At 71.1% G+C, this 21,316-nt stretch carries 19 protein-coding genes; 10 read left to right on the plus strand and 9 right to left on the minus strand.

What is annotated here, in order from left to right:
- Positions 1-164: 164 nt before the first annotated feature.
- Positions 165-4,127: a S8 family serine peptidase gene (locus AB0J64_RS18775; RefSeq protein WP_364028240.1), complete on the minus strand. Its 3,963-nt coding sequence runs from the start codon at positions 4,125-4,127 to the stop codon at positions 165-167.
- A 174-nt stretch (positions 4,128-4,301) separates the two neighbouring features.
- Here AB0J64_RS18775 and AB0J64_RS18780 point away from each other — a divergent pair, with 174 nt between their 5' ends.
- From AB0J64_RS18780 to AB0J64_RS18795, 4 genes are all read left to right on the plus strand, one after another.
- Positions 4,302-5,294: a helix-turn-helix domain-containing protein gene (locus AB0J64_RS18780; RefSeq protein WP_364028242.1), complete on the plus strand. Its 993-nt coding sequence runs from the start codon at positions 4,302-4,304 to the stop codon at positions 5,292-5,294.
- A gap of 119 nt (positions 5,295-5,413) precedes the next feature.
- Complete coding sequence (locus AB0J64_RS18785) at positions 5,414-6,331, plus strand: SPFH domain-containing protein (RefSeq protein WP_364028244.1); 918 nt, start codon at positions 5,414-5,416, stop codon at positions 6,329-6,331.
- A gap of 77 nt (positions 6,332-6,408) precedes the next feature.
- Positions 6,409-7,104, plus strand: coding sequence for a class I SAM-dependent methyltransferase (locus AB0J64_RS18790; protein ID WP_364028246.1), 696 nt, complete (start codon positions 6,409-6,411; stop codon positions 7,102-7,104).
- Positions 7,105-7,111: 7 nt separating this feature from the next.
- Complete coding sequence (locus AB0J64_RS18795) at positions 7,112-7,774, plus strand: class I SAM-dependent methyltransferase (protein ID WP_364028248.1); 663 nt, start codon at positions 7,112-7,114, stop codon at positions 7,772-7,774.
- Between the two features lie 13 nt (positions 7,775-7,787).
- On the opposite strand, the gene AB0J64_RS18800 is transcribed toward AB0J64_RS18795, so the two are convergent.
- Positions 7,788-8,810, minus strand: coding sequence for an AsnC family transcriptional regulator (locus tag AB0J64_RS18800; RefSeq protein ID WP_364028250.1), 1,023 nt, complete (start codon positions 8,808-8,810; stop codon positions 7,788-7,790).
- 126 nt (positions 8,811-8,936) lie between these two features.
- On the opposite strand from AB0J64_RS18800, the gene AB0J64_RS18805 reads away from it, so the two are divergent.
- The 4 genes from AB0J64_RS18805 to AB0J64_RS18820 all read left to right on the plus strand — a co-directional run bounded on the left by AB0J64_RS18805 (position 8,937) and on the right by AB0J64_RS18820 (position 12,233).
- On the plus strand, positions 8,937-10,373 hold the full coding sequence (locus AB0J64_RS18805; RefSeq protein ID WP_364028252.1) for an MFS transporter: 1,437 nt from the start codon (positions 8,937-8,939) through the stop codon (positions 10,371-10,373).
- A gap of 66 nt (positions 10,374-10,439) precedes the next feature.
- Entirely contained in the window at positions 10,440-10,730 is a 291-nt protein-coding gene (locus AB0J64_RS18810; RefSeq protein ID WP_364028254.1) for an antibiotic biosynthesis monooxygenase, read from the plus strand.
- Positions 10,731-10,799: 69 nt separating this feature from the next.
- A complete protein-coding gene (locus tag AB0J64_RS18815; RefSeq protein ID WP_364028256.1) occupies positions 10,800-11,399 on the plus strand; it encodes a helix-turn-helix domain-containing protein in 600 nt (199 codons plus the stop codon).
- Positions 11,400-11,420: 21 nt separating this feature from the next.
- On the plus strand, positions 11,421-12,233 hold the full coding sequence (locus AB0J64_RS18820; RefSeq protein WP_364028258.1) for an SDR family NAD(P)-dependent oxidoreductase: 813 nt from the start codon (positions 11,421-11,423) through the stop codon (positions 12,231-12,233).
- 47 nt (positions 12,234-12,280) lie between these two features.
- Here the strand turns inward: AB0J64_RS18820 and AB0J64_RS18825 are convergent, their stop codons facing one another.
- The 6 genes from AB0J64_RS18825 to AB0J64_RS18850 are packed head-to-tail and all read right to left on the minus strand — an operon-like array spanning position 12,281 to position 18,395.
- Positions 12,281-13,174 carry a FadR/GntR family transcriptional regulator gene (locus AB0J64_RS18825; protein WP_364028260.1) on the minus strand — a complete coding sequence of 298 codons (894 nt, stop codon included), beginning with the start codon at positions 13,172-13,174 and terminating at the stop codon, positions 12,281-12,283.
- Entirely contained in the window at positions 13,171-14,307 is a 1,137-nt protein-coding gene (locus tag AB0J64_RS18830) for an ABC transporter ATP-binding protein (RefSeq protein ID WP_364028261.1), read from the minus strand. The genes AB0J64_RS18825 and AB0J64_RS18830 overlap by 4 nt, the downstream gene beginning before the upstream one ends.
- Positions 14,304-15,113: a carbohydrate ABC transporter permease gene (locus AB0J64_RS18835; RefSeq protein ID WP_364028263.1), complete on the minus strand. Its 810-nt coding sequence runs from the start codon at positions 15,111-15,113 to the stop codon at positions 14,304-14,306. Before AB0J64_RS18835 ends, AB0J64_RS18830 begins: the two co-directional genes overlap by 4 nt.
- Positions 15,110-15,979: a sugar ABC transporter permease gene (locus AB0J64_RS18840; RefSeq protein WP_364028265.1), complete on the minus strand. Its 870-nt coding sequence runs from the start codon at positions 15,977-15,979 to the stop codon at positions 15,110-15,112. The genes AB0J64_RS18835 and AB0J64_RS18840 overlap by 4 nt, the downstream gene beginning before the upstream one ends.
- On the minus strand, positions 15,976-17,259 hold the full coding sequence (locus tag AB0J64_RS18845) for an extracellular solute-binding protein (protein WP_364028267.1): 1,284 nt from the start codon (positions 17,257-17,259) through the stop codon (positions 15,976-15,978). The genes AB0J64_RS18840 and AB0J64_RS18845 overlap by 4 nt, the downstream gene beginning before the upstream one ends.
- A 14-nt stretch (positions 17,260-17,273) precedes the next feature.
- Positions 17,274-18,395, minus strand: coding sequence for a cellulase-like family protein (locus AB0J64_RS18850; RefSeq protein ID WP_364028269.1), 1,122 nt, complete (start codon positions 18,393-18,395; stop codon positions 17,274-17,276).
- A gap of 127 nt (positions 18,396-18,522) precedes the next feature.
- Between AB0J64_RS18850 and AB0J64_RS18855 the strand changes: the two genes are divergently transcribed.
- Together AB0J64_RS18855 and AB0J64_RS18860 are read left to right on the plus strand one after the other, a co-directional pair.
- Complete coding sequence (locus AB0J64_RS18855) at positions 18,523-19,725, plus strand: mandelate racemase/muconate lactonizing enzyme family protein (RefSeq protein WP_364028271.1); 1,203 nt, start codon at positions 18,523-18,525, stop codon at positions 19,723-19,725.
- Positions 19,722-20,774, plus strand: coding sequence for an alcohol dehydrogenase catalytic domain-containing protein (locus AB0J64_RS18860; protein WP_364028273.1), 1,053 nt, complete (start codon positions 19,722-19,724; stop codon positions 20,772-20,774). The genes AB0J64_RS18855 and AB0J64_RS18860 overlap by 4 nt, the downstream gene beginning before the upstream one ends.
- A 20-nt stretch (positions 20,775-20,794) precedes the next feature.
- Here AB0J64_RS18860 and AB0J64_RS18865 read toward each other — a convergent pair whose 3' ends face one another.
- Positions 20,795-21,235 (minus strand): MarR family transcriptional regulator, encoded by a 441-nt coding sequence (locus AB0J64_RS18865; protein WP_364028275.1) that lies wholly within the window; start codon positions 21,233-21,235, stop codon positions 20,795-20,797.
- Positions 21,236-21,316: the final 81 nt, after the last annotated feature.

Raw genomic sequence — 21,316 nt, forward strand, 5'->3', positions numbered from 1 at the left:
CCGAAATATTCGGTGCTCTTGACGGTTTGCCCAGGTCTGATTTCCGCAGGTTAGGCAGGCGAAGCGCAGGGCCAGCCGCACCGAAAGTTTCGGATATCGAGATGAAATTTTCATCCCAGGGAATGCGAAGCGGGGGCAGGGTGTCCCTGCCCCCGCTTCGGCGGTCACTTCACGAGATAGGCGTCGGAGAAGGTCTGCTGGACGGAGTTGCCGTCCCTGTCCTTCGCCTCGACCTTGATCGAGATGCTGCCCGGGCCCTTCGGGTTGAGCACGAGCACCTTGCCGCCCGGCAGCACAGCGGCCTGCGTCCAGTGCGCGCCCTTGTCACCCGAGATCCAGACGCCCCGGAGCGACGGCGACCTGCCGCCCTCGAGGTTGACGGTGAAGGCGAACGGCCTGCCGCCCTGGACCGTGTCGTTCTCCGGCAGCCCGAGCTCGTACCTCGGCCGGATCAGCGGCACCTGGGCGCAGGGCTCCTTGTCGTCCCACAGCACGGTGTCCAGGCAGGCGTACGGGGAGTTGCTGCCCGTCGGGCGGGCAGAGCGGAACGTCCAGGTGGTTTCGACGCTGGAGCCGGAGTGCTTCCCGGGGAACGCGTCCTTCCACGAGTCCGTCAGCCGGTACGTGCCCGACCCGGCGGGGACGGTGTAGTAGGGCACGCCCAGGTCGTCGTACTCCGGCTTGACCTCGGTGTCGCCGCTGAACAGGCGGATCTCCTCGGTCCCCGGGGCGCCCTGGTACATGTGGCTCGGATCGGAGGCGTCGGAGTAGTACCCGAAGCCGACCGGGCTGAGCGCGCGCAGCCGCAGCCGGTCGCCCTGGCGGCAGCCGTCGCAGTAGAGGGCCGGGCTGACCCAGTCCGGCAGGCCTGAGCCGGTCGTGAACTGCGCGGGCACGATGGCCTCGTTCCAGTCCTCCCGCTCGTGGGTGGCGCGGGTGAAGCCACGGGAGGAGACCCCGAAGCGCGTGCCGTATGTGGCGGGGTCGAAGAACACGTACTCGCGCTCCCACAGCACGTCCCGGCCGGGCGAGTTGTAGTACTCGGTCCTCGCCGCGGGCCCGGCGAAGCCGTGCGAGCCGCGGACGCTGAGGCGCTGCTCGTTCGAGTAGGTGTGGTTGACCTCGGTGAAGTTCGTCTTCGGCCCCCACGTGCCCGCCTCCGCGGGGAACTGCGCGTGGTAGGTGGTGTCGATCTCGGTGAGGTCCCGGGCCTTCGGAGCGAAGTTCAGGCGGCCCGCCGTGGTCCCCTTCACGTAGTAGGCCAGCTTGTACTCGAACGGGGTGGTAGGCGTGGAGTGCAGAGCGGCGCTCGGGTACGGCTTGCGGGCCAGGGCCTTGCCGAGCCGGTCGGCCTCGCCGCTGTCGATCCACAGCACCGGGATCTTGTCCTGTGCCGTGTAGTGCGAGTCGCTGAGCAGCCAGGCGAACCGGTCGCTGGTGACCACGCCCGCGGCTCCGGCCTTGATGGCCAGGTCCATGTCGGCCAGGAAGAGCTGGAGCGAGTCCCTGGCCGGGAGGTGGACGAGCTTGCCGCGGATGTCCGCGCCGCCGCGCATGTCGTCACCCGTGGTCAGGCTCAGGCGCCTGTCGGAGGTGAACTTGGGCACCAGCGGGTCGTGCTCGCTGACGTAGTGGGGGTTGAGCTGGAGCCCCGGCACGGTCAGCTCGACCTCGGGAGCGCGGCGGATCTGGTCGAACAGCAACGTGTAGGTGCCCACCGTGGGCGCCTTCCGCACCCGAGAGACCCAGTATCCGCCCGTGTTGACCGGCTCGTAGCTGAGCAGCGAGGCGCCCGCGTACAGCCGGCCCGAGGCGGTCGTGCGGGCGGTCATCACGTTCATGAACACCGGCTCGGACCTGCGCGGCGTGCTCACCTGGATCGGCTCGACATCGGTCGCGTCCAAGGTCACCGTGGTGTCGCCGTCGAGCTTGATCTCGGGGGCGAGCAGCAGGCCGTACTGGAGTTGCCGGTCCGGCTTGGTGTACCACCAGGGCGCGTCGCCGATGGAGTAGACGCCGCCGTGGGCGAGCTTGAGCTCGGTCTCCAGCGTGCCGGGCGTGTCAGTGGTCCGCCAGTTGTCGGTGGCCACGGACATCGGTTCGCCTTCGAGGAGCGGGTCGGTGTCGCTGACCCGGACGGAGGACAGGATGCCCGGATTGAGGGTCCATTCCGGCTTGCCGATGAGCCTGACGCGCACGGTGTCCATCTTGGCCCCCTTGTGGAGGGCGATGGGCGCCGTCAGCCGGGCCGTGCCCGCGGTGGCCGTCACGCGGCCCTCGTACCAGCCGGGGTCGCCGAGCGTGGGCTCGATGGTGAGGTCGGCGCTCGCCGTGCCACCCGCGGGGACCGTCAGCGACGACGGGGTGAGCGTGGCCATCCCCGACGGCGACGGGGCGTCGCCGCGCTTCAGCGTCAAGGACAGGGCCAGCGTGACGGGCTCCTTGCCGGTGTTGCGGAAGGTCACCTTCCTGGCCAGGGTCTGGCCGGTGTACGGGTCGCTGAACCCCGCGTACACCGTCGCCAGGTCGGCGAAGACCTGCTGGGTGACGGCCCGCCCGATGTCGAGGCGGCCCGCGCCCTGGTCGTAGGCCGCGGCGTCGCCCGGCTGCGCGGTGCCCGTCAGCGCGGTCTTGATCTGGTCGGGCGTCCAGTCGGGGTGCTGGGCGGCGAGGATGCCCGCGGCGGCCGCCACGTGCGGCGTGGCCATCGAGGTGCCGGACGCCGCGGTGTAGTGCTCGTCGATCGGGCCCCCGCCCGGGACGCTGCTGCCGGCTCCCAGCGAGGTGCCCGCCGCGCGCGCCGCGATGATGTTCACGCCGGGCGCGGTGATCTCCGGCTTGATCGCGAAGTCGTCGCTCAGGCGCGGGCCGCGGCTGGAGAACGAAGCGATCTTGTCGGACGAGTCGACCGCGCCGACGGTGAGCGCCGAGGTCGCCGCGCCGGGGGAGGCGACGGTGTACCGGCCGGGGCCCGAGTTGCCCGCCGCGACCACGAAGAGCGTGCCGTACGCGGCGGTCAGCTCGTTGGCCGCCTGGCTCAGCGGGTCTGTGCCGTCGGTCGGGGTGCTGCTGCCCAGGCTCATGTTGACCACCCGGGCGTGCTCGGTGGCCGCCTGCCACTGCATCGCCGCGATGATCTCGGAGTTGCTGCCGCTGCCCGTGTCGTCCAGCGCCTTGGCGATGGTCAGCCGGGCGCCGGGGGCGACGCCCTTGTACTTGCCGTTCGAGGCGGCGCCGCTGCCCGCGATGGTGGAGGCCACGTGGGTGCCGTGACCGACCCGGTCGGTGACCTCGTCGGGGTTGCCGCCGCCCGGGCTGCCCTCCGGGACGAAGTTACGGGCCGCGGTGACCCTGCCCTGCAGGTCGGGATGCGCGCTGTCGATGCCGGTGTCGATGACGCCCACCGTGGCGCCCGTGCCGTCGTAGCCGGCCGCCCAGGCCGTGGGGGCGCCGACCTGCGGGTTGCTGACGTCGTCGAGCGCCTTGACCTTGCCGTCGAGCCACACCTTGCGCACGTCGCTCGTCAGGGCCTTGGCGCTCTGCCGGCCTCCTCCGAGCGACTGCCAGAACGTGCCGGCCTGCTTCTTGTCCACCTTGATCGCGGCGCCGTCGATGCTCTCCAGCACCATCGGCTCCGCGCCGCCCTTCAGCGACCTGGCCTTGCCCGCCAGGTCGGCGGCCTTGGTCTGGGGCTGGTACTGGACGATGAGCGGGATCTGCGCGGCCTTGGCGTCGCCGTACCCGTTGGCCGCCAGGTAGTCGACGTTGAACAGCTCCTTGTCCAGCAGGCCCTTGCTGACGTAAGGCCCGGCGTCAGCGGGGATCACGTAGTAGCCGTGCTCGTCCTGCTCGGCCTGGTACGTCCGCGCCTCCCGGCCGGCGCCGGGCTCCAGGGTGGCCGACGCGCGGCCCGCGCCGTCCTTCGCGTAGACGACGGTGTCCCCGGTGATCAGCGTGATCCTGACCGGCGGAGTACCGGTTACCGGCGCGTTCGCCTTGGTGGCCGGTGTCGTCGCGGCCGTCACCGTGGTGGTCGCTGTGGCCGCTTCTGGGACCGCGGCGAGCGGTACGGCGAGCACGGCCGCGAATAACGCGGCCAGTCTGCGGCGCCGGGGGGTGGACAGCATGCACACACCTTTCTTCAGACAGGGGAAACGCCCGCCATCGTCGCGCGCGCGATGAGATCGTTTCCTCGCTGACCTAATCTGGGATTCAGTCAGGGCACAAGTCCGCCGAACGGGCCAAAACCCGCCAGGTGGCGGTAACCCGCCATCCCCGTCACCGGGAGAAAGGTGTCGCCGATGCTCGAAGCGATCGGCCTGTCACCGGCCGAGAGCCGTCTGTACGCGACGCTCGTCGAGAACCCGCGGTCGTCCGCCGCCGAACTCGCCACGCACTGCGGCGTCTCCACGCTCCTGGCGGCCCGCACGCTGGCGGCCTTCGCGCGGCGCGGACTGGCCAGCAGGCTGCCGGGCCGCCGCGCCCGTTACGTCGCCGTCGCCCCCGACATCGCCATCAGGCCGCTGCTCACCCGCCAGGAGGAGGAGCTCCACCAGGTGCGGCAGGCGATCCACGAGCTCACCACGTCGTTCCACCTGGCCTCCCGCTACGCGACGCATCCGGCCGAGCAGGTCGAGGTCGTCACGGGGACGGACAACATCATCAGCAGGGCGTACGCGCTGCAGGACAGCGCGCAGACCATGTTCCGCAACATCGACAAGCCCCCGTACGTCATGCACGGGCACGCCGACAACGTCGAGCGCGAGCGGCGGATGCTCAAGTCGGGCATCGACTACCGCAGCGTGTACGACCTCGAGTCCCTGGCGATCCCCGGCAAGATGCGGCTTATCCAGGACGCCATGGCACGTGGCGAGAAGGCCCGCGTGGTGGCCGGGGCGGCGGCCAAGATGTGGATCGCCGACGACTCGCTCGCGCTGATCCCCATTCGCAACGGGGCGTACTCCATCGACGCGGCGTTCATCCTGCACCAGTCCGCCCTGCTCGACGCGCTGATCGCGCTGTTCGAGCTGGAGTGGCGGCGGGGGTTCCCCTTACGCGCGGCAGCCCGGCCCGCCGCCGCCCCCGACGAGCCCGACGAGCCCGACGAGCCCGACGAGCTGACGAGGGATCTGCTCGTGCTGCTCGCAGGCGGTCTGACGGACGAGGCCATCGCCCGGGCGCTGGGGCTCGGGCTGCGTACGGTGCAGCGCCGCATCCACGCCGTCATGCACGACCTGAACGCCGTCACCCGCTTCCAGGCGGGGCTGGCCGCCCGGGAGCGCGGCTGGATCTAGACAGATGGGAAGCCGGCCGCCCTCGGACTCGCCCTGTCCTCCTGCTGGACAGGACTTGACCAGTTCCTTGCCGACGGCCGTGCGTAGCCGGATCTAACCTTGAAGGGAGGGGCAAGATCATGATCATCAATATTGTGCTCGGACTGATCGTCCTGATCACCATCTGGCTGGCGGTCGGGAGCATCAGGATCGTCAACCAGATCGAACGTGGCGTGGTCTTCCGCTTCGGCAAGGTCCAGCGGGAGATCCGACAGCCGGGGCTCACCTTGCTCATCCCGGTCGTGGACCGGATGAAGAAGGTGAACGTGCAGATCATCACGATGCCGGTGCCCACGCAGGAGGGCATCACCCGCGACAACGTCTCCGTACAGGTCGACGCCGTCGCCTACTTCCGGGTCGAGGAGCCGCTGCGGGCGGCCATCTCGGTGCAGAACTACCTGTTCGCGATCGAGCAGGTGGCGCAGACCTCACTGCGCTCGATCATCGGCAAGAGCGATCTGGACGACCTGCTCTCCAACCGCGAGGAGCTGAACAGGGGCCTGGCCCTGATGATCGACAGCCCCGCGCTGGGCTGGGGCATCCACATCGACCGCGTGGAGATCAAGGACGTCCATCTTCCCGACCCCATGAAGCGGTCCATCGCCCGCCAGGCCGAGGCCGAACGCGAGCGCAGGGCCCGGGTGATCACCGCGGAGGGAGAGTTCCAGGCGGCGCGGAAGCTCGCCGACGCCTCGGCCATCATGACCGAGACTCCGGGCGCGCTTCAGCTGCGCCTGCTGCAGACCGTGGTGGAGGTGGCGGCGGAGAAGACCTCCACGCTGGTCATGCCGCTGCCCGTGGAGCTGCTGCGCTTCTTCGAACGCTCAGGAGGGGCCGCTCAGGCCGGTGAGCAGGCCGCCGGTCCCTCGGAGCGGAAGCCGGAGGAACGGCCGGCCGTGACGGACTCGGGCGCGCCTGAGCTGGCCCCGCCGAAGCCGTCCTTCGAGCGTGCCGCCGCGGAGCCGGCGGTGAAGAGCGGCGTATCGCGTACCACATAGACGACGGATCGTGCCTATGCGCTGATCGGGAACCCTCGGGCAGCGCGGCCCCGGCTGCCGCGAGGTAGCTTCGGATCATGGAAAACACCGGCACGGGCCCCGGCCCCATCACCCCCGACGGATCCCCGGTCGAGTTCTACACGCTGCTCAGCCCCGGGGGCGAGGCCGAGATCGTCGCCCAGGTGACACCGCCCGGCGGATCCGTGCTGGAGCTGGGCGCGGGCGTGGGCAGGGTGACGCACCCGCTCGTCGGGCTCGGCTTCGAGGTCGTGGCCGTGGACGAGTCCGCTGAGATGCTCGCCCACGTGCGCGGCGCCACGACGGTCCTGGCGCGGGTGCAGGAGCTCCGGCTGGACCGGCGGTTCGGCACGGTCACGCTGGCCTCCCAGCTCGTCAACACCGTGGACGACGCGGCCAGGCGCGAGCTGATCGCGGCCTGCGCGCGGCACGTCAAGCCCGGCGGCGCGGTGCTGATCCAGTGGATACCCGCCGAGGGGCACGACCGGTGGCAGGTGGGCAGGGGCAGGCAGGACGGCGACATCACGATCACGATGGCGGCCGTGGAGGAGGTCGCCCCCGGCCTCTTCCACGCCACGATGCGCTACACGTACGGTGACGACAAGGTGTGGACGCAGTCGTTCGCCTCCAAGCGGCTCACCGACGACGAGCTGTCAGCCGCACTGGCGGCCGAGGGGCTGAGGCTGGAGCGCTTCGTCACCGAGGACCGCACGTGGGTGCTGGCGGCCCCCGTCCAGACCGGAGAGCGTGGATGAATAGATCATGACCGCACGGTATGACGGCCAGGCCGAGTGGTACGACGAGTACATCGGGTCCAACGCCGGCGCCACCATCGCCGACCTGGGCGACCTTCTCGGCCCCGGCGAAGGGCTCTGTCTGGACCTGGGCTGCGGCACCGGCCTCTACCTCGACGTCATCCGCTCCACCGGCCGGACCGTGGTCGGCCTGGACCGCTCCGGCGACCAGCTGCGTCTCGCCCGCAGCAGGGACGGCGCCCCCCTCCTTCAGGGCGACGCGACGGACCTGCCCTTCGCCGGCGGCACGTTCGACGCCGTCACCGCGCTCTGGATCTCCACCGACATCGGCGACTTCGCCGGGCTGCTGAAAGAGGCGGCGCGGGTCCTGCGCCCGGGCGGGTTGCTGCTGTTCTACGGCGTGCACCCGTGCTTCAACGGCCCGCACATCGAGACCCGCGCGGACGAGGCGGTGATCATCCACCCCACGTACCGGATCAAGGGCTGGCACAGGAGCTCGCCGTGGTGGCGCAAGGGCGGGGTCCGGGAGCGGGTCGGGATGAGCCACGTGCCGCTGGCCGACCTGATCAACGCCTTCATCGACGCGGGGCTGGTCATCGATCGCGTGTACGAGCCCCAGCGTCGGCCCATTCCGTTCGTGCTGGCCGTACGGGCGTTCCGCCGCGACTGAAGCAGGCAGGGCCTCAGTACGGCGTGGGGTGCCGGGGCGAGTGGCCGGCCGCCTTGAGGGTGTGCAGGACGGGTGCGGTCTCCAGGGCGCTGATCCGCTCCAGCGCGCCGAGCCGGCGGGTGAGGTAGCGGTGCAGGTCGGCGGGGGTGGGGCAGAGCGCGTGGGCGAGCAGGTTGGTCTGGCCGGTGGTGGCGGCGACGACGGCGAGCTCGTGGTGGGAGGCGAGGGCGGTCGCGACCCGGTCGAGGTGTGCCGGCGCGACGGTCATCCACAGCAGGGCCTGGGTGGTGACGCCGTACCCGGCGACGTGGACCTCCACGTCGAAGAAGACCAGCTCCCGGGCGCGCAGGTCGGCCAGGCGGCGGGCCACGGTGGCCTGGGACCAGCCGGTCGCGGCGGCCAGCTCGGCGTAGCCGGCCCGGCCGTCGTGGCGCAGGGCGTCGATGAGGCCGTGGTCCGCGGCGGTGAGCGAGGCTGGGCCGGCGGCGGTGGGTGAGGCGTGATCCGTGGCGGTGGGCGAGGCGGCTCCGGCCGTGGTGTGAGCCTGTGCTGCCAGCCGCTCTCTCTGCCGCTCGTCGAGTGCCTGGAGACGTCCGTGCCACGCGGTCGGGCCGCCCAGGTACGTGTGGAGCAGCAGCTGCGCGGAGACCGCGGTGATCCCGGACGTACGGGGGATGTCGTGCAGCAGCAGCGACCGTGACGGCCGGCTGTCGTGCGGCGCCTGGACGATCGCGAAGATCTCCGTGCCTCCGGAGGCCAGCTTGACCCAGGAGGTGTCGGGCCGCCGGGCCAGAGCGTGGGCCAGCGCCTGCGCGGCGGACGGTGCGGCGGTGAGCCGGACCGCCCATTGCGCCTGGCCGGTGTGGTCCTGTGCGGGGAGGCCGACGACGCGCAGCCCGGCCTCGGCGCGCAGCCGCCGGTAGCGGCGCGCCACGGTCTGAGTGGACACGTCGAGCACCTCCGCGATCCGGCTGAACGGGGCTCGCCCGTCGATGTGCAGGGCATGGATCAGACCCCGGTCCAGATCATCGAGCATGGTCGTATTTTCTCGCCTGACGGGCTCTGGTGGAAGAAATCCGCCAACAGAGCTCGGTGGCTGGAACGCCGCCGCCTCCTGGCCGCACGCTGCTGCCTGGAAACACGAGCCGGCAAAGGAGTAGCGATGCTCGTACAAGAGGTGGCCGCGACCGCGGTGGCGTACCGGTGGCGGTGGCTCGCCCTGGTCGCGCTGTTGATCGCCGAGGCCATGAACCTGCTGGACGCCACGATCGTGACGGTGGCCGCACCGGTGATCCACCACGATTTCGGCGGCGCCGGATCCGATATCCAGTGGTTCAGCGCCGCCTACACGCTTCCGTTCGCGGTCCTGCTGATCCCCGGCGGGCGTCTCGGGGACCTGGCCGGTCGCAGGCGGATGTTCACGGCGGGGGTCGCGGCCTTCGCGCTGGCATCCGTGGCGTGCGCGTGCGCCACCGGGCCGGGGATGCTGATCGGCACGCGCGCGATCCAGGGCGCCGCGGCCGCACTGATCATTCCGCAGACCATCGGGCTGATCCGGTCCATGTTCGACGGGGCCGAGCTGGCCAAGGCGATGGGCAGCATAGGGCCGGTGATGGGTCTGGCCGCCATCTGCGGGCCGGTGCTGGGGGCCGTGCTCACGCACGCCGACCTGTTCGGCGCGTCGTGGCGGGCGGCGTTCCTGGTCAACGTCCCGCTCGCCGCCGTCGTCCTGGCCGTCGTTCCGGCACTGCGGGAGAGCAGGTCGTCCCGGCCGGTACGCCTGGACCTGAGCGGCACCGCCCTGGCCATGCTCGGGACCGGACTGGTCGTCTACCCCCTCATCCAGGGCAACACGGCCGGCTGGCCGGTCTGGAGCTGGGCCGCACTGGGCGCCGGCGTCGCGGTCCTGGTGGCGTTCGGCCGCCAGCAGCGCCGCCGCGCCCGCCGGGGCCGCAGTGCGCTGATCGAGCCGAGCCTGTTCCGCGGCCGGGCCTTTCCCGCCGCGCTGGCGACCTCCACGCTCTTCTTCGCGGCGATGAACGGCTTGACGGTGGTGATCGTCCTGCAGGTGCAGCTCGGCCTGGGCGCCGACGTCCTCGCGGCGGGCCTGACCCTGCTGCCGTGGTCGGCCGCGATGGCCGTCGGCTCCTGGCTCTGCGGCACCCGCCTGTTCCCCAGGTACGGGGCCAGGCTCATGTTCGCGGGACTGGCCGCCCTGCTCGCCGGGGTGATCGGCGCCATCGCCGCCTACCACGCCGCCCGTACCGGCTCCCACGGCTGGACCCTTCCGGCCGCGCTGGCGCTGGGCGGGCTCGGGAACGGGCTGTTCACCGTCCCGTTCTTCACCACGGCCCTGTCGCAGGTCCGCCCCCACGAGACCGGCTCGGCAGCGGGTCTGCTCAACGCCGTCCAGCAGTTCGGCGGCACGCTCGGCACCGCCCTGCTCGGCACCGCGTTCTTGCACTTCTTCAGTCGTGCGGGCGGCACGCCGGGGGTGGCGGCCCTCGACGGGGCCGAGGCGGCGTTCTGGACCGCCGCGGCCCTCATCGTCCTCACCGCCGTCACGGCGGTTCTCATGAACGCCAGAGATAGTCACTAAATTTGACTGTATAGATTAGTGACTATATGATCGCCCTTATTGGAGCACGAGGCAATGGAGGCAGAGATGGTCACGGTGGAGTTGGCCCGGTTCAGGGTGGCGCCGGACAGGGTCGATGAGATGTTGGCCGCCCGGCCCGGGATGGTGGCGGATTTCCGCGCTGACCGGGAGGGCTTCCTGGATGCCCGGTTGGTGCGGTTGCCCGGCGACGAATGGCTGGACGTGGTGGAGTGGCGATCCCCGGAGGACTTCGCCGCCTCGCGCGCCAAGGGCGCCAACCTTCCTGGCATCGCCGCGTTCTTCGCCACGCTCGGCGAGCTCGTCAGCGACGAACTGGGCACGCTGGAGGCCCGATGACGACCGCCGCGACCGACTTGGACGGCAGCCAAAGTTGAACTGCGTCCAAGTTTGGTCTATGGTCAAGGTGTGACCGAAGAGCAGAAGCTGGGGCTGCGCGAGCGCAAGAAGGTGGAGACCTGGCGGTCCATCAGGGCCGCCGCGCTGCGGCTGATCAACGAGCGGGGCTACGAGGCGGTCAACGTCGACGACATCGCCGCCGCGGCCAACGTCTCGCGCAGCACCTTCTTCAACTACTTCGCCACCAAGGAAGCCACCGTGTTCGACCCCGACCCCATGGAGACGGACGCGTGGCGCAAGCTCATGAACGACCGGCCGGAGGACGAGCCGCTGTGGGTCTCGCTGCAGGAGATCCAGCTGGGTTACATGTCGCTGCTGGCCGACCGCCTGGCGGTGCAGAAGCGGCTCAAGGCCGCCTCGCCGGCCCTGGCGGAGTCCAAGCGTGACTACTCCGACCGGTTCCACGCCGAGCTTGGCGAGTGGGTCGCCTCCCGTACGCCGCCCGGCGCGGAGATGCAGGCCGCCCTGCAGGCCAACACCGCGCTCGCCGTGCTGAGGACCGCGTACGGCGCCTGGTCGCCCGAGGACGGATTCGAGCGGTTCCTTCAGCTCGCCCGCGAATGCTTCGACCGGGCCGGCCGTGGGCTGGCCCCGGACCCATCCCACTGATCATCAGAAGGACACTTCACCATGAGCAAGGTCTGGTTCATCACCGGCACTTCGCGCGGCTTCGGCCGCAGCTGGGCCATCGCCGCGCTGGAGCGCGGCGACAAGGTCGCCGCCACTGCCCGTGACACCGCGACCCTCAAGGACCTGGTCGAAAGGCACGGCGAGGCGATCCTGCCGATCGCCCTGGACGTCACCGACCGCGAGGCCGCCTTCGCCGCCGTACGGCAGGCCCACGCCCACTTCGGCCGCCTGGACGTCGTCGTCAACAACGCGGGCTACGGCCACTTCGGCATGGTCGAGGAGCTCACCGAGGCCGAGGCCCGCGCCCAGCTCGAGACCAACGTGTTCGGCGCGCTGTGGGTCACCCAGGCGGCGATCCCGCTGCTGCGCGAGCAGGGCGGCGGGCACATCATGCAGGTCTCCAGCATCGGCGGCGTCGCCGCGTTCGCCGGCCTGGGCATCTACCACGCCTCCAAGTGGGCGCTGGAGGCCTTCTCCGAATCGCTCGCCCAGGAGGTCGCCCCCGCCGGGATCAAGGTGACCATCATCGAGCCGGGCGGGTACGCCACCGACTGGGCCGGCGACTCGGCCGTCCGCTCCGAGCCCAACCCCGTCTACGAGCCCATCCGCGAGGCCAGGGCCAGGATGCGCGCCGGCATGACCGCGCCGGGGCCGGATGTCACCGTCCCGGCCGTGCTCGCCGCCGCCGACGCCGCCGAGCCGCCGCTGCGCCTGCTGCTGTCGGGCACGGCCTTCGACATCGCCAAGGGCGTGTACGCCCAGCGGCTGCAGACCTGGGCCGACTGGGAGGACACCTCCCGCGCCGCCGGCTGACCGCCGTCACGCCGGTGCTCACCGGCCCCGAGCAGGGCCGTGCGGCGTCACGAGGGGGAGCGCAGGTCCGCCATGAGGTCGTCGGCGGACGGCGTCGCGGGCGAGGCGAGCCGGTGCTCGATGACCTCGGCGAGGTTGGCGTCCATGTCGGGCCCGTAGAACTCCTCGGCGAGGCCGAGGTGGCGGCGCATCGCCTCGCGCGCCCCGTCGGGGTCGCGGTCGAGGATGTGCTCCAGGATCACGGTGTGCAGGGGCTCGCCGGCCTCGCGCACCTCGCGGTCGCTGAGGCTGCGCAGCATCAGCCCGTACGTGAGGTCCTGGATCGAGGTGAACATCATGTGGATGACCGGGTTGCCCGAGGCCCTGGCGATGGTCTCGTGGAAGGTGAGGTCCACCCGCGCCCTGGCGTGCACGTCGCCCGGCAGGGCGAAGAGCTGGTGGACGCGGAGCAGGTCGGTGCGGTCCCGCTTGGTGGCGTTGACGGCGGCCAGGCCCGCGGCCTCGGTCTCCAGCATGACGCGCGCCCGCATGAGCTGGCGGGCGGTCACGCCGGCGGCGCGGGCCGCGAGATACATCGGCCGCATCAGATTCTCCGCCGTGTAGCGGCGCACGAAGCTGCCGCGCTGCGGCGAGACCTCGATCAGCCCCCGCTCCTGCAGGGCCCGGAGCACCTCCCTGATGACCGGGCGGCTGACCGCGAACTCGGTCGCCAGGTCGCGCTCGGACGGCAGCCGCACGCCGGCGGCCCAGTGGCCCGTCAGGATCCGGTCCTCCAGGACGGCGATCAACGCTCCCGGCGTGGTCTTACCAGTCTCCGCGGCCATGCTCTCAGGTGACGGCTTCTTCCCGCCATCGGCGGTCGTGCTCTCGGGCGACGGTCTCTTCCCGCCATCGGCGGTCATGCTCTCGGGCGACGGCTTCTTCCCGCCATCAGCGGTCATGCCGACCACGGTAGCGGCTCGTCGCCGGTGGCGAGCCCGGTGCCGTGCCAGCACGCCCGCCCGTCCGGCCCGAAGAGATGGAGATCGGTGAGCGGCACGTGGAAGGTCGCGTGCTCCCCGTCCCGCGGCCCGGTCCGCGGCGGGACGCGGGCGACGAGCGCCCGTCCACTGTGGTCGCGGAGATGGAGGATGCGCTCGTTGCCGAGATTCTCCCCGTACGACACCGTCGCCTCGAGCTCGAAGGACGGCGACGCGGTGTCGGCACGCACACGTACGGACTCGGGCCTGAAGCCGATCCGCACCGACTCGGGCAGGTCGTCCGGCAGCAGCTCGCGCGGCAGCCGCCAGCGCACGTCGCCGCTGGACAGCTCGAACCGGTCCGCGTCCGCACGCGCGGTGGCGTCGAGCAGGTTCATCCGCGGGCTGCCGAGGAACGTGGCGACGAACTCGTCGGCCGGCTGCTCGTAGATCTCGGCCGGGGTGCCGATCTGCGCGAACTCGCCGTCGTTGAGCACCGCGACCCGGTGGCCCATGGTCATGGCCTCGACCTGGTCGTGGGTCACGTACAGGACGGTCCCCTCGGTGCGGCGGTGGAACTCGATCAGCTCGGCACGCATCTGCACCCGCAGCGCCGCGTCCAGGTTGGACAGCGGCTCGTCCATGAGGTACGCGGCCGGCTCCCGGATCATGGCCCGGCCCAGCGCGACCCGCTGGCGCTGGCCGCCGGAGAGCTGTCCCGGCTTCTTCCTGAGCTGGTCGGCGAGCCCGAGCGCGCGGCTGGTGTCGGCGATCCGCTGCCGGACGACGTCCTTCGGCACGCGGTGGGCGCGAAGCCCGAACGCCAGGTTGCCCTCGACGCTGAGGTGCGGGTAGAGGGCGTAGTCCTGGAACACCATGCCGATCCCGCGATCGCCCGGGTGGGCGTGGGTGACGTCACGGCCGCCGACCGTCACCCGGCCGGCGCTGACCGGCTCGATCCCGGCGACGATGCGCATCAGCGTGGACTTGCCGCACCCGGACGGGCCGACGATCACCAGGAACTCCCCGTCGCGTACGTGCAGGTCGATGTCGGTGAACAGCACCTGGCTGCCGTAACACTTGGTGACCCGCTCGATGCGGATGCCGTCGGTCATCGCTTGATTCCTCCGAGGGTGAGGCCCGAGACGTAGTAGCGCTGCAGCAGGGCGAACAGGGCCAGCGGCGGCAGGATCGACAGCAGCGCGGCCGCGGTCTGCAGGTGGTAGACGATCCCGTGCTCGCCCTCGAACGACGACAGCGCGAGCGGCAGCGTCCACAGCTCCTGCTCACTGGCGGCGATCAGCGGCCAGATCAGGTTGTCCCACTGCGCCAGGAACTGCAGCAGCAGCACGGTGAGCAGGGCGGGGCGCAGCAGCGGGACCGCGATGAGGAAGAAGATGCGCAGTTCGCCCGCGCCGTCCACGCGCGCGGCGTGCAGCATCTGCGCCGGGATGCCCAGCGCGAACTGGCGGACCAGGAAGACACCGAGCGCGCTGGCCAGGAACGGCGCGATGAGGCCCTGGTAGCTGTTGAGCCAGCCGATCTCGCTGAGCGCCACGAACACCGGGATCATGACGACCGCCGGGGTGAGGGACAGCGCGATGACCACCAGGTTGAGCAGGGCGGCCCTGCCGGGAAAGCGCAGCCGGGCCAGCGCGTACCCGGCGGCGGCCGAGATCGCCACGTCGAGCACCGAGACCGCGGAGGCGATCATGATGCTGTTCAGCAGGTAGCGCGGGAACCGGCCGTCGGTCATGATCTGGCCGATGTTGTCGAACAGCGCGAAACCATGGAAACGCAGCCCGGACAGGTCGCTGTCGTCCGGCGCCGACGCGAGCGCGATCATGGAGTAGAGCGGCAGCAACATCAGCGCCACGAAGCCGATGAGGGCCACGGTGGTGAGCGCGCGGCTGATTCTCATTCCTCGTCACTCCTGATCAGCTTGAACTGGGTGAAGGCGAAGACCAGCAGCGCCACCAGCAGGACGATCGCGATCGCCGACGCGTAGCCGAACCGGGAGTAGGAGAACGCGTTGTTGTACAGGTAGAGGGGCAGCACCTGGGTGGCGTTGACCGGCCCGCCCTTGGTCAGCAGGTAGGCGGGGACGAAGGACTGCATGGCCCCGGTGACGGCCACCACGATCACGAAGGTGAACGTGCGGCGCAGCAGCGGCACGGTGACGAGGAAGAACGTACGCAGCGCGCGGGCGCCGTCGATGGCCGCGGCCTCGAACACGTTCGCCGGCAGGGCCTGCAGCCCGGCCACGAAGATGATCACGTAGAGGCCGACGTACTTCCAGATGACCATCACGAGCAGCGCCCAGATGGCGTAGCCGGAGTCGGTGAGCCACGGGTGGGCCCCCGCCAGGGTGTCGGCGAGACCGCCGGTCGAGTAGATGACCTGCCACAGCACCGTGGCGCCGACCAGCGGCATCACCGCGGGGATGAAGACGAGGCCGCGCAGCCAGGCGCGGAGCCGCCCTGGCTTGGCCAGCGGCACGGCCACGACCAGGGCGATCACGATCGTCGGGCCCACGGCGAAGACCGTGTAGAGCAGGGTCACCCGCACGCTGGCCCAGAACTCGTCGTTCGCCCACATCTGGCGGTAGTTCTCCAGGCCCACCCACTCCGGGGTGCCCGACAGGTCGTACGAGGTGAAGCTCAGGTAGAGGGCGGCCAGCGCGGGCAGCGCCCAGAACAGGACGAAGTACACGATCGCCGGGGCGGCGAGGCCCGCGCCGGCGCGGGCCTCGCTCCCGGTCATGGTGCGGGCCATGGTGCGGGTCATTTGAGTATCCGCGCCACGGCGGCGTCGAAGGCGGCCGCGGCGTCCCTGGCCGGCCGCTGCTTGTGGATCACGGACTCGAGCGCGTCGAGCAGCGCCTTGATCGTCTCGGTCCACTGCGGCAGCACCGGGCCGAAGTCGGTGTACGCGAGCTGCTCCTCCAGTTGCTGGCTGGCCTTGTCGCGGGCGCTGGGCAGCTTCTGCCAGCCGGCCGTCGGCGTGACCAGGCCGGTGGCGGCGAGCTGCTGGTCGACGTTGGCGGAGCTGGACAACCAGTTGACGAAATGCCAAGCCGTGTACGGATTTTTCGCCTTTTTGGCGACCAGCCACCCCCACGAGTAGCCGGAGGCCACCCTCTCCTTGCCCGCCCAGGAGGGCACCACGGCGCTGTCGAAGGTCTCGCCCAGTTTGGCCTTGGGATTGAGCTCCGGGATGAGGCTGGAGGTGAACCGGCCGGACACCAGCATGGCCGAGGTGCCCTTGGCGAACAGGCCGAACGCGCCGACCGGGTCGCTCAGCCTCGGGTTGCCCTGGCGGCCGTAGTACTCCAGGGCCTGGATGCCCTCCGGGGTGTTCAGGCCGCCACGTCCCGACGTCTCGTCGACGATTCGCCCGCCCAGGCCGTTGATCAGCGGGATGAAGTTCAGCATCGCCCAGATGTTGTCGGCGAGCTGCCACTGGAGGCCGACCTGGGAGCCCGTGGTGAGCTTGCGGCCGTACTCCTCGACCTCCTCCCAGGTGGCCGGGGGCTTGTCGGGGTCGAGCCCGGCCTGCTCGAAGCGGTCGCGGCGGTACCACAGGTGGACCGAGTTGAAGTCGATCGGCACTCCGTAGACCTGGTCCTTGTAGGTCAGGGCGGCGAAGGCGTTGGTGTCGAACCTGCTCTTGAGCTCGTCGAGAGAGCCCGCCCCGAACTCCGCCGGCGGCAGTGGCGCGACCTGCCCCTTCGAGGCCCGCTCCGCGAGGGTCCAGGCGCCGACCTTGATGAGGTCCGGCGGCGAGCCCGTGGTGAACGCGGTGGAGAGCTTGGTGTCGAGGTTGGCGACCGGGATGTACAGCGGCTTGACCGTCACCTTCGGGAACTGGCGCTGATACTCGGCGATCTTGGCGTTGTAGTACTTGTCGTTCGCCTCCTCGTGGTGCATCCAGACGGTGATCGGGCCCTGCGGCCCGGCCTCCTTGGAGCCGACCGGATCGCCGCCCGATCCGCAGGCGGCCAGCGGGCTCGCCAGCCCCAGCAGGGCGGCGCCGCGCAGGAGGTCTCGGCGGGGGATTGCAGTCATGTGTCCGGTTCCTCTCAGGAGACGGGCGCGAACTCGGTGACCCCCGCGTGGATGGCGTCGGTCATGCGCCGGTGCCAGGCGATGTCCCGCCACATGCCGGTGAACTGGGGGCCGCAGAAGTTGCTGGTGGCCAGCGCCTCCCAGCGGCCGGTGGCGAGCGCGGCGCGTACCCCGATCTCGCACAGCTCCTTGACCCAGCCCCAGTCGCGGCCGGGGCCGTCCTTGTAGTTGACGATCCCCCAGCACTCGGTGGTCACCAGCGGTTTGCCGGCCGACCGCGACCACTCGGCGACCTTTCCGATGTGCTCCGTCAGGACGGCGGCCCACCGCTCGGGCTCCGCCCGGTACAGGCGCTCGGCCGGGCCTGACAGCGGCTCGTAGGCGCGCGGGTCGAACTGGGAGTGGTGCAGGTCGTAGCCGATCCGGGCGTAGAAGTCGGTGGTGGCCTGCGGGGTCATCCACACGTGCGGCTCGAGCAGGTCCAGCTCGGACAGGTCCTCGCCGTCGGCGCCGGTGGTCTCGGTGCAGATGGACAGCGTGTAGCGGTAGTGGGGATGGGCCGCCCGCAGGGTGCCGATGGCCTCGCGGGTCCAGCTCCGCACGACCTCGTGGCCGCGCGACAGGGTCTCGGCGTCCGGGTCGTTGCCGTACAGGAACGGCGCCCACATGGCGAGCGGCCACTCGTTCACCAGGTCGACGAAGTAGATCGCGTCGCCGAGGCCGGCGCGCTCGATCGCCGAGAGCGTGACGTCCCAGATGCGGGCCAGGTCGGCCGCGGTCCGGATCCGCGAGCGGGTGTCGAGCTCGTCCTTCCTGAACCAGGAGGACAGCGCCACCCGCAGCCCCCGGGCCGCGCAGGCCTGGATGAACTCCAGCAGCTCGGGCAGCACGCGTACGGAGACCGGCTCGGTGGCCCCCCACGCCTCGAAGTGCCACACGGGCAGCAGCCGCCAGGTCCGCTCCGGGTCGGCCGCGACCAGATGGGGGAAGGCGTCGATGCGCACCGCGTCGTAGCCCCGCTCGACCAGCTCGTCGAGCGCTCGGTCCCAGTCCTGGTAGCCGGCGCCGTCCCAGCGCCGCTCCAGCCAGGAGAAGTCCCACATGGTGATCGCTAAGGGGCTGTTGGTCAACGTCATAGTCTCAACATCCGTCCCGACGTTGGTCTTACCAGATTGCTCGAGCCTTCCCCTGAAGATGCATTCCTGTCAAGGGTCTGGTTCTCTCTTGTGGGCGCTTGGTCTGACCAGATATGGTCCTCGAACCATGAGCATCCGAGCCGCCGGCCTGGAAACCATCCGATGCCCGATTCAGCCCAACGTGCTCCTGGTACGGCTGCACACCGACGACGGCCGGACCGGCCTCGGTGAGTCGTTCTTCGGGGCCGAGGCGGTCGAGGCGTACCTGCACGAGACCGTCGCGCCGCAGCTCGTGGGCGCGCCGCTGCCCAGCCCGGAGCGGCTGCGCCGGCTGCTCACCGGGCACGTGGGCTTCCAGGGCAGCGGCGTGGAGACCCGCGGCAACGGGGCGATCGACATGGCGGTGTGGGACCTGCTCGGCAAGGCCGCGGGCCAGCCGGTGGCCACCCTGCTCGGCGGGCCCTACCAGGACAGCCTGCCGGTCTACAACACCTGCGCGGGGCCCTCGTACGTCAAGAACGAGCCGCGCCAGGCCGTGTCCAACTGGGGCCTGGCGGAGACGTCGGGGTACGAGGACCTGCGCGGCTTCCTCGAACGGCCGGGCGAGCTGGCCAAGGACCTGTGGGACGAGGGGCTGCGCGCCATGAAGGTGTGGCCGTTCGACGAAGCGGCCGAGCGCACCGGCGGCATGCGGCTGGAGCGGGACGACCTGCGTGCCGGCCTGCGGGTGCTCGACGAGATCAAGAACGCCGTCCCCGAGATGGACGTCATGGTCGAGCTGCACGGGCTCTGGAGCCTGCACGCCGCGCTCGGCCTGGTCGGAGAGCTCGAGCGCTTCGCCCCGTACTGGATCGAGGACCCGTTGCGGTCCGACGGCCACGCCTCCTACGCCACGCTGCAGTCCGCGACGTCCGTGCCGCTCGCCACCGGCGAGACGCTGACCGGGCAGCGCTCGTTCCGCGCGCTGCTGGAGCGCTCGGCGATCCGCGTCGCGATCGTCGACATCGGCTGGACGGGCGGGCTGACCGAGGCCCGCAAGATCGCCGCGCTCGCCGACTCGTACGACCTGCCGTTCGCGCCGCACGACTGCACCGGGCCCGTCTCCTTTGCGGCCTGCGTGCACCTCGCCCTGAGCCAGCCCAACGCGCTGGTGCAGGAGAGCGTGCGCGCGTTCCGCCACACGTGGTACGAGGAGCTGGCGACCGGCCTGCCGCCGGTGGAGAACGGCCGGGTGAGCCTGAACGGGCGGCCGGGGCTGGGCGTCGAGCTCGCCGAGGGCCTCACCGGGCGTCCAGGCGTGACGACCCGGCTGACCGGGACGCGGACATGAAGGCGCTGCGCTGGTACGGGCGCGGCGACGTCCGGCTGGACGACGTCGAGGTGCCCAGGCCCGGCCCCGGCGAGGTGCTGATCGCGGTCACGCTCTGCGGCATCTGCGGCAGCGACGTCGAGGAGTACCACGCGGGCCCGATCGTGGTGCCCGTGTCGCCGCACCCGCTGACCGGCCGGGCGGCGCCGCTCACCCTCGGGCACGAGATCGTCGGCGTGGTCGCTGAGGCCGGCGAGGGCGTCACGCTCGCGCCCGGCACCCCGGTCGTGCCCGACGTCGTGCTGGGCTGCGGCCGGTGCTGGTGGTGCGCTCGCGGGGAGTACCCGCTGTGCGAGCGCGGGGCGGCGCTCGGGCTGCAGGACGACGGCGGGCTGGCGGAGTACCTGGTGGCGCCGGCCGATCGCTGCGTCCCCCTGCCCGGCGGCATGTCCGCCGAGGTCGCCGTCTTCGCCGAGCCCGCGGCGGTCGCCGTACGCGCGCTCGACAAGGCCGGTGACGTGTCCGGCGCCGTGGTCGCGGTCGTGGGGGCCGGCGCGATCGGGCTGCTGGTCGCCCAGGTGGCCAGGTGCCGCGGCGCGGCGGCGATCGTCGCCGTCGATCCGGACCCGGGCCGCCGCGCGCTGGCCGGCTCATGCGGACTGGTCGCCGCCTCTCCCGGCGACGCCGCGGACGCCGCCGTGCGCGAGCTGACCGGTGGGCGTGGCGCCGACGTCGTCGTGGAGAGCGCGGGGACGGCCGCCGCTGTCACGGGCGCGGTGTCGCTCTGCCGGCGCGGCGGCACCACCGTGCTGCTCGGCGTCACGCCGGAACCGGCCGCCCTTCCCGCGCTGGACGTGGTGCTGGGGGAGAAGCGCGTCGTCGGGTCGGCCTCGCACCGGTGGGACACCGACGTGCGCGGGGCGGTCGCCCTGCTGCACGGCGGGCACGTCCGCGTGGATCAGCTGCCGGTGCAGACGGTCCCGCTGGCGGACGCCGTACGGCGGGGGCTGGCCGATCCGCCGCGGGATCTGCTGAAGACCATCGTCGAGGTCGCGGGCGTGCGCGGCTGACGGGACCGCCTTGCCCGCCGCTAGTGCTCGATGCTGGCGTTGAAGTGCGCCAGGCCTTCGGCGAAGGAGGCCAGCTCCTCCAGGGACCAGTCCTTCAGTACCGTGGCCAGGCCGTTGAGCCGGTACTCGCGCTCCCCGGAGACCCGGCGCAGGCCCTCGTCGGTGATGCGGAGCTTGCGTGCCATCCCGCCCTCAGGGTCGGGGATGCGCTCGGCCAGGCCCTCGCGGAGCAGGACGGCGGTCTGCCGGTTGACGGTGGAGGTGTCGAGGCTGAAGGCCTGCGCGAGCTGGCCGATCGACATCGGCCCCTCGGCCTCGAGCCGGCTGAGCAGGATGTAGCTGCTGCCGCGCTCGAGCCGCCGCTCCTCGACAGGCGCGGCCGTCGCCGCCAGCTCCTTGTAGCGACCGATGAGCATGAGCTCGCGCTCGATGTGAACGATCTCCTCGCGCACGAGTCCCACCCCACCGCTTCTCGAAGATCCCTCTATATAGGGAACTGTAGGATACACACCGTATGCATCGTGCATATCCACGCGAGATTC

This window comes from Nonomuraea sp. NPDC049695 (assembly GCF_040674955.1).
Classification (GTDB): Bacteria; Actinomycetota; Actinomycetes; order Streptosporangiales; family Streptosporangiaceae; genus Nonomuraea; species Nonomuraea helvata.